The sequence below is a fragment of the Peribacillus sp. SIMBA_075 genome, assembly GCF_046534585.1.
Genome location: NZ_JAWRYN010000002.1, coordinates 209,061 through 224,788 on the forward strand (window position 1 = coordinate 209,061; position 15,728 = coordinate 224,788).

17 protein-coding genes are annotated in these 15,728 nt (G+C 40.6%); all 17 read left to right on the plus strand.

Going from position 1 to position 15,728, the window contains the following annotated elements:
• The first annotated feature begins 71 nt into the window (after window positions 1–71).
• The gene (locus SB775_RS02770; protein WP_061463882.1) at window positions 72–269 is read left to right on the plus strand and encodes a DUF2768 domain-containing protein; all 198 of its coding nucleotides are present in this window, start codon (window positions 72–74) and stop codon (window positions 267–269) included.
• A 13-nt stretch (window positions 270–282) separates the two neighbouring features.
• Window positions 283–1,008: a hypothetical protein gene (locus SB775_RS02775; protein ID WP_375166216.1), complete on the plus strand. Its 726-nt coding sequence runs from the start codon at window positions 283–285 to the stop codon at window positions 1,006–1,008.
• Between the two features lie 231 nt (window positions 1,009–1,239).
• A complete protein-coding gene (gene spoIVA, locus SB775_RS02780) occupies window positions 1,240–2,718 on the plus strand; it encodes a stage IV sporulation protein A (protein WP_061463881.1) in 1,479 nt (492 codons plus the stop codon).
• A gap of 505 nt (window positions 2,719–3,223) precedes the next feature.
• On the plus strand, window positions 3,224–3,496 hold the full coding sequence (locus SB775_RS02785; RefSeq protein WP_034308023.1) for an HU family DNA-binding protein: 273 nt from the start codon (window positions 3,224–3,226) through the stop codon (window positions 3,494–3,496).
• Window positions 3,497–3,800: 304 nt separating this feature from the next.
• Window positions 3,801–4,367 carry a GTP cyclohydrolase I FolE gene (gene folE / locus SB775_RS02790; protein ID WP_410860447.1) on the plus strand — a complete coding sequence of 189 codons (567 nt, stop codon included), beginning with the start codon at window positions 3,801–3,803 and terminating at the stop codon, window positions 4,365–4,367.
• Between the two features lie 20 nt (window positions 4,368–4,387).
• Window positions 4,388–4,636 (plus strand): trp RNA-binding attenuation protein MtrB, encoded by a 249-nt coding sequence (gene mtrB, locus SB775_RS02795; RefSeq protein ID WP_061463879.1) that lies wholly within the window; start codon window positions 4,388–4,390, stop codon window positions 4,634–4,636.
• Window positions 4,637–4,884: 248 nt separating this feature from the next.
• Window positions 4,885–5,715, plus strand: coding sequence for a heptaprenyl diphosphate synthase component 1 (locus SB775_RS02800; protein WP_410860448.1), 831 nt, complete (start codon window positions 4,885–4,887; stop codon window positions 5,713–5,715).
• A gap of 3 nt (window positions 5,716–5,718) precedes the next feature.
• Window positions 5,719–6,429, plus strand: coding sequence for a demethylmenaquinone methyltransferase (locus SB775_RS02805; RefSeq protein WP_061463877.1), 711 nt, complete (start codon window positions 5,719–5,721; stop codon window positions 6,427–6,429).
• Between the two features lie 34 nt (window positions 6,430–6,463).
• Complete coding sequence (gene hepT, locus SB775_RS02810; RefSeq protein ID WP_061463876.1) at window positions 6,464–7,426, plus strand: heptaprenyl diphosphate synthase component II; 963 nt, start codon at window positions 6,464–6,466, stop codon at window positions 7,424–7,426.
• A gap of 96 nt (window positions 7,427–7,522) precedes the next feature.
• Window positions 7,523–7,969 carry a nucleoside-diphosphate kinase gene (gene ndk, locus SB775_RS02815; RefSeq protein WP_034308008.1) on the plus strand — a complete coding sequence of 149 codons (447 nt, stop codon included), beginning with the start codon at window positions 7,523–7,525 and terminating at the stop codon, window positions 7,967–7,969.
• A gap of 335 nt (window positions 7,970–8,304) precedes the next feature.
• On the plus strand, window positions 8,305–9,078 hold the full coding sequence (locus tag SB775_RS02820) for a CheR family methyltransferase (protein ID WP_410860450.1): 774 nt from the start codon (window positions 8,305–8,307) through the stop codon (window positions 9,076–9,078).
• Between the two features lie 251 nt (window positions 9,079–9,329).
• A complete protein-coding gene (gene aroC, locus SB775_RS02825; protein ID WP_377384129.1) occupies window positions 9,330–10,502 on the plus strand; it encodes a chorismate synthase in 1,173 nt (390 codons plus the stop codon).
• Between the two features lie 3 nt (window positions 10,503–10,505).
• Window positions 10,506–11,585: a 3-dehydroquinate synthase gene (aroB, locus tag SB775_RS02830; RefSeq protein WP_410860451.1), complete on the plus strand. Its 1,080-nt coding sequence runs from the start codon at window positions 10,506–10,508 to the stop codon at window positions 11,583–11,585.
• Between the two features lie 25 nt (window positions 11,586–11,610).
• A complete protein-coding gene (gene aroH, locus SB775_RS02835) occupies window positions 11,611–11,979 on the plus strand; it encodes a chorismate mutase (RefSeq protein WP_061463872.1) in 369 nt (122 codons plus the stop codon).
• 83 nt (window positions 11,980–12,062) lie between these two features.
• Window positions 12,063–13,175, plus strand: coding sequence for a histidinol-phosphate transaminase (gene hisC / locus SB775_RS02840; protein WP_410860453.1), 1,113 nt, complete (start codon window positions 12,063–12,065; stop codon window positions 13,173–13,175).
• Between the two features lie 48 nt (window positions 13,176–13,223).
• On the plus strand, window positions 13,224–14,327 hold the full coding sequence (locus tag SB775_RS02845; protein WP_284470317.1) for a prephenate dehydrogenase: 1,104 nt from the start codon (window positions 13,224–13,226) through the stop codon (window positions 14,325–14,327).
• Window positions 14,328–14,349: 22 nt separating this feature from the next.
• Entirely contained in the window at window positions 14,350–15,636 is a 1,287-nt protein-coding gene (gene aroA, locus SB775_RS02850) for a 3-phosphoshikimate 1-carboxyvinyltransferase (RefSeq protein WP_089363158.1), read from the plus strand.
• Window positions 15,637–15,728 lie beyond the last annotated feature (92 nt).

Here is a 15,728-nt window from a genome sequence, read left to right on the forward strand (position 1 = left end):
GACAATGATTTAATTCCTTTAACGTAATTTGGTATGTTATAATAATTTCTGGAAAAAGGAGTGATGAAGATATGACACCTGCTCTGCAAAAAATGTGGATATCCTTTATAGCTATGGGCTTTATGGTTATCTCTATATTTCTAATCTACATTAGCCGTTATAAATTAAAAGGTTTTTGGAGAGGCTTGACAGCAATTATCGCATACATACTTATGATTCTAGCCGGCTTGATCATCCTTATCGTTGTTCTTAGCGGGCCAACCACTTAATAGGTGAGGAGAAATGATGAAAAATTTTTTCAAAATATTATGTTTATTATGCATTGCCGTATCATTATCTGGCTGTTTATATCCAGAGAAGCAAAAAATGCAAAACCAACTGCCTTATAAAGAGCAGATACAATCCGTACAAAGTGCAGTCGATCAATTTCAGAAAGATGAAGGCGGCATACTGCCCATTGTTACAAAAGATGCAGAAACACCGATTTATCAAAAATATGTTATAAAGTTTTCTAAGATCTCACCGAGGTATCTGGCTGAACCGCCGGACAATGCCTTTGAATCAGGGGGCGTCTTTCAATACATCCTCGTTAATGCTGAAAAAGATCCGACTGTAAAGCTGTTGGATGTCAGGATGGCACAGAAGATTCAGGATGTTTCCTTGAGATTGACTGCTTATCAGCAAAGCAACGGATATCCGCCATTTAGGGAAAGGTTATCCGATAATGTCTTTACACTTGATTATGAAAAAATGGGCCTGAAGGAAGCTCCTACGGTCACGAGTCCATTTTCACAAAAAGACTTATACCTTGTAGTTGATGGTCAAGGTGATATTTTTGTTGATTATACCCCGGATTTACTTGAGGCATTGAAGAAGCATGATGGGGAAATCAAGCCAGGTGATGATATCCGGGACTTGCTAGTGCAGAGTTCGGAGTTCGTCCCTGCCTATTCATTGCCATATACAATTGATGAAAAAACAAATAATCCAATATTTCTTACAAAATAGGCATAACCCTTCTTCTGCAAAATATATTGTAGGGGAAGGGTTATTTCTTTATCTTTATTTCATCCTACATTTTAAATAACAACCCTTATATAAAATTTCTGGTGGAGGAAGGGATTGAACCAGGGAAATAATTGGAATAAATTTTTAGGACAACATCATAGATATATAGTGTCCTAAATAAAATCAAATGGATAAACGAAATCCCAAAACTCTAATTCGGGAGGGGATACCTTGGAAAAGGTAGATATTTTTAAAGATATAGCTGAGCGGACCGGTGGCGATATATATTTGGGGGTTGTCGGTGCCGTCAGGACTGGGAAATCCACATTTATTAAAAAATTCATGGAGTTAGTCGTTATTCCGAATATCCCGTCAGAGGCGGACCGTGCCAGGGCACAGGATGAATTGCCTCAAAGTGCTGCTGGAAAGACGATCATGACTACAGAACCAAAATTCGTACCGAATCAGGCAGCATCGATTCAGGTAGCTGAAGGTCTTGATGTGAACATCCGTTTAGTCGATTGTGTCGGTTATACAATACCTGGGGCTAAAGGGTATGAAGATGAAAATGGTCCCCGCATGATTCATACGCCTTGGTATGAAGAGCCGATTCCGTTCAATGAAGCGGCTGAGATCGGTACTCGCAAAGTAATACAGGATCATTCCACATTAGGCGTAGTCGTCACGACGGATGGATCAATAGGAGAAATCCCGCGAAGTGATTATTTAGATGCCGAGGAAAGGGTTGTTGAAGAATTGAAGGAGGTTGGCAAGCCATTTATCATGATTGTCAATTCCGTTCAGCCTCACCACCCAAATACGGTCGCACTGAAGGAATCCTTGCAGGAAAAGTATGATATCCCTGTATTGGCCATGAGTGTCGAAGGAATGCGGGAATCGGATGTTTACAGCGTACTTCGTGAGGCCCTGTACGAATTCCCTGTTCTCGAAGTCAATGTTAATCTACCAAGTTGGGTAATGGTTCTGCGAGAGGATCATTGGTTAAGGGAAAGTTACCAGGAAGCGGTTAAAGAGACAGTTAAGGACATTAAACGCCTGAGGGATGTAGATCGTGTAGTCGGTCATTTCAATGAATTCGAGTTCATTGACCGTGCCGCGCTTGCAGGCATTGAGATGGGGCAGGGTGTTGCAGAAATCGACCTATACGCCCCAGATGAACTTTATGATGATATTCTGAAGGAAATTGTCGGTGTGGAGATTCGGGGCAAGGATCATCTGTTATCTTTGATGCAGGACTTTGCGTATGCGAAAGCAGAATATGATCAGGTGGCCGATGCATTGAGAATGGTCAAACAAACTGGATATGGTGTCGCAGCCCCTTCCCTTAACGATATGAGTCTTGATGAACCGGAAATCATCCGTCAGGGAGCCAGGTTCGGTGTCAGGCTAAAAGCTGTAGCTCCTTCCATCCACATGATCAAGGTCGATGTCGAATCCGAATTCTCGCCAATCATCGGAACGGAAAAGCAAAGTGAAGAATTGGTCCGTTATCTGATGCAGGATTTCGAAGACAATCCACTTTCCATATGGAACTCTGATATTTTTGGCAGAAGCCTAAGTTCCTATGTAAGGGAAGGCATACAGGTGAAATTAGCAATGATGCCAGACAATGCACGCTATAAATTGAAAGAGACACTGGAGAGGATTATTAATGAGGGCAGTGGGGGATTGATTGCCATCATCTTATAAAAAACGTTTAAAAGCTGGACCAACTCCATTAATGGATTGGTCTTTTTGCATGCTATGGACGGAAGGGTCACAAATAAAATATCACTTGCGGAGGCTTATAGTTGAAAAAAACTATTGTTTTTTAGTATAATCTTGAAAAAACCCTGTGGTTAAGCGATTTTCAGTAATATAATAAGTTTAATTTCTATAAAAAAGGGAAATGATGAATAGCGAAAGACAAAATTTATAATATATACAATTATTTATGAAAAGATTCCCATTATTTTTTGAATTCCCTTGCTAAGCTAATAGGATTTGTGATAATCTACATACAGAAAACGCGTTATAACAGCGATTTCAACCTATTTTTAAATTTATGGATGCATTATTTGGAAATTAATTCGGCTAGGTAATCCTTGATTTCCAGGGAATGAAAATTTGTAAACCGAAACTAATATCAAATCACTATTATAGTGTTGTAATAATGATTTTTTATAAAGAATCCTTTTGGGAGGAGGTGAATGGCATGAACAAAACAGAATTAATTAATGAAGTTGTGACAGCAACTGAAATTTCTAAGAAAGACGCTACAAAAGCTGTTGATGCTGTTTTTGATACAATCTTAGAAGCGCTAAAAAACGGTGATAAAGTCCAATTGATTGGTTTTGGTAACTTTGAAGTTCGTGAACGTGCGGCTCGTAAAGGTCGTAACCCACAAACTGGTGACGAAATCGAAATTGCAGCTAGCAAAGTGCCAGCTTTCAAACCTGGTAAAGCACTGAAAGATGCAGTGAAGTAATTCTACCATTACATACGGGTGCTTAACCGAAAAGGGCCGCGTGAAAACGCGGTCCTTTTTTTGCTTCTTAATTTCTATCTGTGATAATATAAAAGACAGTGAATATTTTAGAAACGCTGTAAATGGTGAATTTGTCATCAGGAAATAATCAGTAAAAAAACCGTTTCCGGCGGTGCTGCGTTTCTTGGGATTGTCATTGCTGGAGGTAATGGGCCGCTTTAATTATAGGAAATATGGATATCAGGGTGTAATGCCTTGAATTTCTGAATACATAATATTAATGAATTTTTAGGAGGTACTATAAATGGCTAATGTTAATCATGCCAAAATAGAAGAAGCGGTTAAAATGCTTCTTGAGGCTGTAGGGGAAGACCCTACGAGAGAAGGGCTGCTGGATACTCCTGCTCGGGTAGCCAGAATGTATGAAGAAATTTTTTCTGGACTTAATCAGGATCCAAAGGAATATTTCGATACTGTTTTTGGGGAGGACCATGAAGAACTCGTACTTGTAAAGGATATTCCGTTTTACTCGGTATGTGAACATCATTTAGTCCCTTTTTACGGGAAAGCCCATGTAGCATATATTCCGAAAAACGGAAAAGTGACTGGTTTAAGCAAATTGGCAAGGGCGGTTGAGGCTGTATCGAAGCGTCCGCAGCTTCAAGAGCGCATCACTTCTACAGTTGCAGACTCGATCATGGAAAAGCTCGAGCCTCATGGTGTAATGGTTGTAGTGGAGGCTGAACATATGTGCATGACCATGCGAGGCGTGAAAAAACCCGGATCTAAAACAGTGACTTCTGCTGTAAGGGGAACGTTTGCGAAGGATCACCGCACTAGAGCTGAAGTGTTGGCATTCATTAAAGACTAAGGACTTGGGGGCAGGGAAAAATGAATGAAAAAAAGATTCTGAATGATTTTGTCGTAATCAAGGCCATTGAGGATAGTGTGAATGTCATCGGGTTAACAAGAGGAACCGACACCAAGTTTCATCACTCTGAAAAACTTGACTCAGGAGAGGTTATGATCGCACAATTCACGGAGCACACCTCGGCGATAAAAATCAGGGGACATGCAAAAGTTTATACTCCATTCGGGGAGATAGAAAGTGATTCTAAAAAGAATGCATCTGACAAATGATAGCTTATCTCTAATGGGTTAAATATTAAATCAATCATCTGATATCGCGTTTAACAAGCTGTAAATTTCCCGCATCCATTTTTTTGAAGAACAAAAGACGATGGTTTCCTTAGTTTTGGAAGTTTCTTTTTATAAACGTTGTCCATTTCATCTGGTTGTTTTTATGGTATAATAATGTGTATTTTACACGGACAGAAACCAATATGTATGAAAAAAATTATCTTTCGGGGATGCAAGGGTGATCTCAATTGTTAAACATAACGGACGACATAAGGCAATTAAAACGATTAATAGAAACGAAAGCTCAACATCCATATTTATTGAAATATATACAAAAGCCAAGCTTAGATGAAGATAAACTGTTATTGCTTTGGGGATTGTTTAGCGATTTGGACGTTTTAAGCGAAAAACGGAATCAATACATCATTTCAACAATGTTAGTGCAAATAGCTCTGGATACCCATGAAATCGTATCGAATTCTGGTGAAGGAGCCGAGTTGCCTGAGGTTTTGAAAAATCGCCAACTACAAGTGCTTGCTGGCGATTACTATAGTGGCTTATACTATCAAGGGCTTGCCAGTGTAGGTAATGTTGATATGATCCGTATCCTTTCAAGCGCGATAAAAAAAATAAATGATAATAAAATCATCCTTTATCAACAAGGGTCCATTAATGATGTGCCAACGCTTTTAAAGACGATAAAAGCGATCGAGGCTTCGCTGATTCATAAACTGGCGGATTACTATAATCAGCCTGACTGGATAGACATATCGGAAGATCTGCTGCTTTTGAATCGGTTGCTTGCCGAGAAGAGGAGTTATCTGAAGTCGGGTCAATCGATAGTTTTTGATGTCCTAAGGGAAATGCCTTTTGATGACTCGATTAGTGGAACCATGCTGATGTCAGAAAAAGAAGAACGGGTACGGACCCAATTCGACAAGTGCCTAAGGGATGCCAGGCAATCCGTACAGTGCTCGATGCGGAAGCTGTCTAAATTGGGTGATGAACTTCAGGAAAGAGTGAATGTCATCTTGGAGCAAACAGAGAGTATCGCAAATTCATATGTGAAAGAAGGGTGAGTCATGGAGCAGTCTAAAGAGCAAAAAGTTCATCATGTCTTTGAAAAGATCTATGGAAACTATGACAAGATGAATTCCCTCATCAGCTTTAAACAGCATCTTAAATGGCGGAAGGCTACAATGGCCATCATGAATGTCCCAAAAGGCGCCCATGCACTTGATGTATGCTGTGGAACAGCGGACTGGACCATTGCCCTTGCTAACGAAGTAGGACCAGAAGGAAAGGTTGTTGGTTTGGATTTTAGTAAGAACATGCTGAAAATCGGCGAACAAAAGGTGAATGAACTCAATTTAGATCAAGTGTCCCTAAGGCATGGGAATGCAATGGAACTGCCTTTTGAGGACAATAGCTTTGATTATGTCACGATCGGTTTCGGGCTGCGGAATGTCCCTGATTACATGCAAGTGCTTAAAGAGTTAAACCGGGTAGCCAAGCCGGGTGGAATGGTCGTTTGCCTGGATACTTCACAGCCGACTATGCTTGGTTTTAAACAGGGCTATTATTTTTATTTCCGTTTCATCATGCCCATGTTCGGCAAATTATTCGCAAAAAGCTATAGCGAATATTCATGGTTGCAGGAGTCAGCTCGAGATTTCCCAGGCATGAAAAAGCTTGAAAGCATGTTCAAGCAGGCTGGAATGGAAAATGTCAGTTACAAGGCACATTTCGGCGGTGTTGCAGCAACACATTTCGGGTACAAGCCTTCAAAATAAGCATAATAGCAATGGACAAAGCTGGGTGGAATGTATGAAATTTAAAATGATGTATTCATTTTTGAATGCAGATTTGCAATTAATAGAAAAAGAACTAGAAGCCGCAATTGAAGCGGATTCCACTGTTTTAAGGGAAGCTTCCCTGCATTTACTGCAATCCGGTGGAAAGCGGATCCGTCCGGTATTCGTCCTATTGGGTGCGAAGTTTGGCAGTTATGATATCCATGTCGTAAAGCATGTTGCAGCGACATTGGAACTGATTCATACGGCTTCCCTTGTACATGATGATGTTGTGGATGATGCGGATTTACGCAGGGGATCTGCGACCATTAAATCAAAATGGGATAATCGTGTCGCCATGTATACAGGCGACTTCATTTTTGCTCGTGCACTGGAAATGATGGCGGTGATCGAGTCTCCTCTTGCGCATCAAATTCTCGCTGATACTATGGTTGAACTATGTCTTGGGGAAATTGAACAAATAAAAGATAAATACAATTTCGAACAGAATTGGCGGATATACCTTAGAAGGATCAAACGAAAAACGGCATTACTGATTGCATCCAGCTGCCAGTTGGGAGCAATTTCAGCGGGGGTTGAAGAGAAAGTTCACCAAAAGCTATTTAAATTCGGATATTATGTCGGTATGTCTTATCAAATCACAGATGATATATTGGATTTTACGGCTTCGGAAGAAGAGCTTGGGAAACCAGCCGGAAGTGATTTGATTCAAGGGAATATCACTTTACCCGTTTTGATTGCAATGGAAGATCCAAAGTTGAAAAAACTTATCGAAACAGTTCGGGAAGATACGCCAAAAGACGAAATGTCGCATATAATCAATGCGATAAAATCTTCCGGGGCCATTGAACAGGCAGCGAGAATCAGTGATATGTATTTAGAAAAGGCTTTTACTGAGTTGAAAGGTCTTCCTGCTATTAAAGCCAGAAAAACTTTATCCGATATCGCAAAAAATATCGGAAAAAGAAAGTTTTGATACTAGGAGTTGCGAAACTTATCAAACAATGGTAATATTCTAAAAGGATTGCCTTATAAAGGCAAATAACAATGATACATATTAGGAGTGACATTCATGGAAAGAACATTTTTAATGGTAAAGCCTGACGGCGTTCAACGCAATTTAATCGGTGAAATCGTTTCCCGTTTTGAAAAGAAAGGCTTCCTTCTTGCAGGAGCAAAATTAATGGTCATTTCCCAGGAATTGGCTGAGCAACATTACGGCGAGCACAAAGAACGTCCTTTCTTTGGCGAATTAGTGGACTTCATTACTTCAGGTCCTGTCTTCGCAATGGTTTGGGAAGGTGAAAATGTAATCGCTACTGCACGTCAAATGATGGGTGCTACTAACCCTAAAGATGCAGCAGCAGCAACAATTCGTGGTGATTTTGCCGTAACTGTTGGCAAAAACATCATTCACGGATCTGATTCAGCTGAAAGTGCTGTACGTGAAATTGGTTTATTCTTCAAAGAAGAAGAGCTTGTTGAGTATTCAAAACTTGTTAACGAGTGGGTTTATTAATTAATACGATCATTATATAAAAAGCGGGTTCCATCGACATTATGCGATGGAATCCGCTTTTTTTGAATTGCTTTTTTTTATTTTGGCTCTTTTCGTAAAGATTGTTGTTTTTAAAACGAAACTATTTAAGGTTGATTGGAGCGGAAAGCGAGCATCTGAAGGGGAAATCAACCACAACTCACTACCTGATAAATAGCAACAAAGTATGTGAAAACAGCCTTTATTTTAGAGCTGCAATCGTAAGGGAATATTATTAGTTTAAAGAAAATATGGCACTCTCCGATATATAAAGAGAAGAACCACTTAAAATAATTATGTACAGGGGAGTCGTAGGAATGCCTCAAGAATATGAAGAGTTCATTCGTAATATCAAAATGTTGACAGGCATTGATTTGGCATCATATAAGGAAGGCCAAATGAAAAGGCGACTAACATCTCTATATGAAAAAAGAGGTTATCATTCATTTCGTAAATACTATAAAGACATTCAAACCTGTCCCGGAGTTTTAAATGAGTTTTTGGATAGAATGACAATCAATGTTTCCGAATTTTATAGAAATCCGAAAAGATGGGAAGTGCTAGAGCGGAAAATCCTTCCTGGGCTATTAGGAAGCAAAAAAAAGTTGAAAATTTGGAGTGCGGCCTGTTCAACGGGTGAGGAACCATATACCATTGCAATGATATTATCCAATCTAGTTCCACTTAGCCAGATAGAGATCTTGGCGACGGATTTGGATGAAAATGTATTGGCGCGTGCGGTATTGGGGATTTATCCTGAACGGTCCTTAACTGAAGTGCCGGAAGAAATAAAAAGGAAATACTTTGAAAAAGAAGGAAGTTTTTATCGTGTCAATGATGAAATCAAGAAGAGAGTGACATTTAAAAAGCAAAATCTTCTTGCGGATCGGTTCGATCGGGGGTTCGATTTAGTCGTTTGCCGCAATGTTTTAATTTATTTCACTGAAGAAGCCAAAAGTTTATTATATGAAAAATTCAGTGCGTCTCTAAAAAACGGCGGGATATTCTTTGTAGGAAGTACTGAGCAAATATTCACTCCTGGAAAATATCAATTTGAAACGGTCGACACATTTTTTTATAAGAAAAAGTAAATACTTGTTAAAAGGGGCTGAACCTGCATGCGCATTCAGTCCCTTTTCGTTTGCCATGGAATCAGGCAAACGTAGGACCCATGGATCGGAAAGATTAAACTATATCGAAAATGTTGGTGAACATGTAAAATGGAACGAAAAGTGATAAAATTCAAACAATATAGTTTTTACGTTTTACATATACCCACAACTCATAAAATTGTGGTATATTGATACATATACACTTTAAAGTGCTAAAAGGGGGCTGGAAGATGAGATATTTAACAGCGGGAGAATCGCATGGTCCGCAACTTACTACTATTATTGAGGGATTACCGGCAGGAATGCCGATTACGACTGAGGATATAAATCAAGAATTAGGACGCCGGCAAAAAGGGCATGGGCGTGGACGAAGGATGCAGATCGAGAAAGATCAAGCTTTTATATCTTCGGGAATCAGACACGGCTACACACTAGGATCACCAGTGGCTTTAGTGGTAGAGAACGACGACTGGAAGCATTGGACGAAGATCATGGGAAGTGAAGGGCTTTCAGAGGAAGAAGCTGAAGAAATCAAACGTAAAATCACCCGGCCTCGCCCTGGTCATGCTGATTTGAACGGTGGGATTAAGTACGGGCACCGCGATTTAAGAAATGTTTTGGAACGGTCTTCAGCCCGTGAAACGACCGTAAGGGTAGCAGCAGGGGCTGTCGCTAAAAAGCTTTTGTCTTTATTGGGGATAGAAGTGGCATCACATGTTTTGGAAATTGGTGGAGTGAAGGCAGAACCGCTAAAGTACGAAACGATTCAGCAATTGCAGCAGGTGACAGAAGAATCATCTGTTAGATGTTTTGATAAAAACGTAGAGCAGCAGATGAAGGACGCAATTGATGAAGCGAAACAAAAAGGGGATTCCATCGGCGGCATCGTTGAAGTCATTGTAGAAGGAATGCCGGTGGGTGTAGGAAGTTATGTGCATTATGACCGTAAGCTTGATGCAAAACTTGCCGCTGCGATAATGAGCATCAATGCATTTAAAGGGGTAGAAATTGGTCTTGGGTTTGAAGCGGCCCATCGATTCGGCAGTGATGTCCATGATGAGATCGCATGGGATGAAGAACAGGGGTATTACCGGAAAACCAATCGCCTTGGCGGTTTTGAAGGCGGTATGACTACTGGAATGCCGATAGTTGTGCGCGGTGTAATGAAGCCGATCCCTACTTTATATAAACCTTTGAAAAGTGTTGATATTGATACGAAGGAAGTGTTCGAAGCAAGTGTCGAACGTTCTGATAGTTGTGCAGTTCCCGCCGCAGCAGTGGTTGCTGAGGCAGTAGTGGCATGGGAACTGGCGGCTGCGATCGTTGAGCAATTCCCTTCAGATCGTTATGAGCAATTAGCGGAATACATTAGATCATATCGGAAAGAAGTAAAGGGGTTTTAAATCATGGAATCCATCCAAATAAAAACGGCTTCCAAGCAATATCCGGTTTTAATTGGCAAGAAGGCGATAAATGAATTACCCGAATTAATAACACAGGAATTAAATCATTTAAACAAGATTCTGATCATAACTGATGAGAAAGTGGCGGAATTGCATTTGCAAACCGTGAAAAACACCCTGATCAAGACGGGGAAACCGGTCCTGCATCATGTTGTGCCAGAGGGGGAGCATGCTAAAACATTCGATGTGTTTTATGAATGCCAAAGTTACTGCTTATCACAACAGATTAATCGAAAGTCGCTGATTATCGCCCTTGGTGGTGGTGCAGTCGGCGACTTGGCTGGATTTGTTGCGGCTACTTTTATGAGAGGGATTCCATTTATACAGGTTCCGACGACTTTGCTCGCTCACGATAGTGCGGTGGGCGGCAAGGTTGCCATCAATCACCCACTAGGAAAAAATATGATTGGTGCCTTTCATCAACCTGAAGCGGTCATATATGATCTTGAATTTTTAAAAACCCTGCCTCTTAAAGAATTAAGGTCAGGTTTTGCTGAAGTCATTAAACATTCCTTGATAGCCGATAATGAGTTTTATCTATGGTTAAAGTCGAATATTATGGATTTGAATGATATAACGGATGAGCAATTCCTAACAATGATTACAAAAGGGATTGGCATTAAAGCTAAAATTGTCGAAGAGGATGAGAAGGAAAACGGCATTCGTGCCTTTTTGAATTTTGGTCATACGCTTGGACATGCAGTGGAAGGTTCAATGGGATATGGAAACTTTACGCATGGGGAATCCATTTTAATCGGGATGATATATGCTCTTAAATTAAGCAAAAAGAAAGAGGATCTCGATTTTAAACTAGAGGAGTTTATTAATTGGGTATCTTCTTTAGGTTATCAAGTTACAATTCCAACCCGACTGGAAAGTGCAATTTTACTTAATTTAATGAAAACAGACAAAAAGTCAGTCAATGATGCAGCTACCTTTGTCTTGCTAAAGCAAGTGGGTTCACCACTATTAATGGATATAGCCGACTCTGAGCTGATAGAGGAAATGGTTGATATGATATAGGGTTCAGGATAAGGGGGAACTATGTGTGATAAGAGGAATAAGGGGTGCCACAACAGTAGAAAAAGACTCAGAAATGGAAGTGATTGCCGCTGTCGAAAAGTTGATGGCAGAAATCATTCAGGTCAACGAGATTGACCCCGATATGGTGGCTTCTGTATTTTTTTCTGCTACGGATGAGATTCGTTCTGTCTTCCCTGCCAAAGCCTTGAGGAAATTCGAAGGCTGGACCTATGTACCGGTCACATGCATGAAAGAAATACCGGTGAGCAATTCCTTGCCATTTTGCATCCGGGTAATGATCCATGTAAATACGGCGAAATCTCAAAAAGAAATACAGCATGTATACCAGGCAGGGGCTACCGTATTACGACCAGATTTAAAACAAAAAAGATAAATATAAGATGATTTTAATATATGAATATGAATACGATTCTAACACTTTCTTACTTTAAGTGAAAAAATATAGAGGTGATTGACATGAAATGGAATGAAGCGGTCCTATCCTTGAAGTCTTATCAACCGGGAAAATCCACTGATGAAGTGAAAAAATTATACGGGCTGGAAAAAATAACGAAATTGGCTTCAAATGAAAATCCTTTTGGCTGTTCTGAAAAGGTCAAGGAATCCGTTAGGAATTCAACCCATTCTTTTGCCATCTATCCGGATGGATATGCAACGATGCTTAGGGAAGCTGTTGCAAAACATACAGGTGTGAAAGAAACTCAGCTTATTTTTGGGAATGGATCTGATGAGAACATTCAAATCATTTCCAGAAGCCTATTGGGAGCTGGAAAGAATACGGTCATGGCAACAGGCACATTTTCGCAGTATCGCCATAATGCCACGCTAGAAGGTGCGGAAATAAGGGAAGTTCCTCATATAGACGGAGCTCATAATCTAGAAGGAATGCTAAAAGTTATAGATGAAAAAACGGCTGTTGTCTGGCTTTGTACACCCAATAATCCTACTGGTAAATACATTTCGGAACAGGACTTATTATCGTTCATCGAAAAAGTGCCGGAAGATGTTCTTATCGTTCTGGATGAAGCTTATTGTGAATATGCAACGGCTGAGGATTACCCGAGAACGAATCAATGGATTAATAAATTTAAAAACTTGATCATACTTCGTACATTTTCAAAAATTTATGGGCTTGCAAGTTTTAGGGTAGGGTACGGTTTGGCAGATGAGGATATTATTCAGAAACTAGATCCATCCCGGGAACCATTCAATGTCAACACATTCGCACAGAATATTGCTATCGTCGCTTTGGAAGATCAAGCTTTCATTGAAAAATGCAAGGAAGAAAATCAAAAAGGGCTCAAGCGGTACTATGAATTTTGCAATATGGAAAATTTAGCTTATTACCCGTCACAAGGTAATTTTATCTTTATCCATTTTAAACAGGATGCCGATGTGGTGTTTCAATATTTGCTTGAGCGCGGATACATTGCAAGATCGGGGAAATCCTTCGGCTTTCCTAACAGCCTAAGGGTAACGATTGGATCTACTGAAGAAAATGAAGGAATGATTAACGCTATTAAAACTTTCTTGAATGAAGTTGAGGCACCTTCTGATTCGCTGCTTTAACGTTTTTATCAAACCTAGAGGAGCATAAAAGATGCGGGGGAGAGAAGAGTGAAGGGAAAGGTTTTTGTAATAGGTCTAGGTCTAATTGGCGGATCATTGGCCATGGCCATACGCCATGCACATCCTGAAGCCGTGATTGTTGGTACGGACCTAAGTGAAAAGAATATTCAACTATCGATGCTATTGGGGATCATTGATGATTCTGTATCATCTCTGGAAGCGGGAGCATGTGAAGCTGATTTGATTCTACTTGCTGTGCCTGTCAATGAAACCGTCAAGATTTTAGCTCAATTAGCTAATATGGATTTAAAAAGTAATGTCATCATATCGGATGCAGGAAGTACGAAGGATACAGTGGTTAAGGCAGCAAAACCATTGATAGATAAAGGGGTGGCCTTCATTGGGGGGCACCCTATGGCTGGTTCACATAAAAGCGGCGCCGGGGCAGCCAAACTGCATTTATTTGAACATGCGTTTTATTTGCTAACTCCTGGAGATTCAATTGACGAAGAAAAAGTTGAGCAATTGAAAGAGTGGTTACAAGGGACAAGAGCGAACTTTTTGGTTGTCACCCCTGCTACACATGATAAGCTGACTGGAGTCATCAGTCATTTTCCGCATATTGTCGCATCAGGGCTGGTCAAGCAGGCAGAAAATTATAGTAAGGAAAATAAGTTGATTTCAAGGCTTGCAGCTGGTGGCTTTCGGGATATTACAAGAATTGCTTCAAGCAGTCCGGAAATGTGGCGTGACATTTTGTTACATAACCGCGATGTTTTACTTGAATTAATGAATGATTGGCTGAATGAAATGGAGCATATAAAAGGGTTGGTAGCAAATGAAGATAGTGAAGAAATCCTTCGATTCTTTACTGATGCCAAGATTTTCAGGGATGATTTACCAACCGATGCGAAAGGCGCCATACCAGCGTTTTATGATTTATATATCGATATACCGGATTATGCCGGAATAATTTCTGAGATTACCGGATATTTGGCACAAGAAGGTATCAGCATTACAAACATAAGGATCATAGAAACAAGGGAAGAGATATATGGTGTGCTGGTCATCAGCTTCCAAACGGATGTAGATCGCATAAAAGCCGCAGATTGTATCTCAAGACATACAGATTATGAAACGATCCTGGCATAATATAATAAGGAAGGATGGTTGTATGAATACAAAAAAATTACAAACGAACATCCAATCATTACGTGGTTCGATTGCCATACCGGGAGACAAGTCCATCTCCCATCGTTCGGTAATGTTCGGAGCCCTTGCCGAGGGGGAAACGACAGTTACTAATTTTCTTCCAGGAGCCGATTGTTTAAGTACGATTTCCTGTTTTAAGCAGCTTGGAGTCCATATTGAACAAGAAGGCCAGCACGTCAGAATTGAAGGCAAAGGTTTTAATGGATTAAAGGAACCGGAAGAAGTGCTGGATGTCGGAAATTCTGGTACCACAATAAGGTTAATGATGGGGATTTTGGCAGGGCAGGATTTTTCGGCCGTGCTGGCAGGGGACGAATCGATAGCCAAACGTCCTATGACACGGGTAGTAAACCCTCTTCGTCAGATGGGAGCGGTCATTGATGGCCGTAAAGGAGCCGAATATACCCCGCTCTTCATAAGAGGAGGCAAGTTACAAGGGTTTCGCTATGAATTGCCTGTGGCAAGTGCGCAGGTCAAATCAGCAATAATCTTGGCAGGCTTACAGGCTGAAGGAGAAACGGTCATTATCGAACCAGAAGAGACCCGTGACCATACTGAACGAATGATCCAAGAGTTTGGCGGGAAAATCGAAAAGGACGGTCAAACGATCAAAGTAAGCGGAAATCAAGTCTTCAAAGGAACCACCATCCATGTGCCGGGTGATATTTCTTCAGCGGCTTTCTTCATGGTGGCTGCAGCGATTACGGAAAATAGTGAAGTAGTGTTAAAGAATGTGGGCCTTAATTCGACAAGGACTGGAATCATCGAAGTCATGAAATCGATGGGGGCAGATATTACGATAGAGAAGAAGACGAGTGAAGGTGAACCTGCAGGAGATATCACTGTCAGAAGCTCCCGCTTACAAGGAACCACCATCAGCGGTGAACTGATTCCCCGTCTCATCGATGAAATACCGGTAATTGCACTTCTGGCAACACAGGCTGAAGGGATAACGACAATCAAGGATGCAGCAGAACTTAAAGTGAAAGAGACCAATAGAATTGATACGGTCGCAAATGAGCTTTCCATCCTGGGGGCAGATATAACTCCGACAGCAGACGGATTGATTATCAATGGACGTAAAGCCCTCAATGGGGGCAAGGTTACAAGTCATGGAGATCATCGTATCGGGATGATGCTCGCTGTCGCGGCTTTAATAACGGATGGGGAAGTGGAACTTGCTGACCCTGATGCCATAGATGTATCATACCCACAATTTTTTGGGCATTTGACACAATTGATAAAGTAAATATATAAAAAGTTTACAAACCTTATTTGGTTTGTAAACTTTTTTTTACTTGCTTGAAAATGTTGAAAGCGCTAACATACGGGCTTTTATGC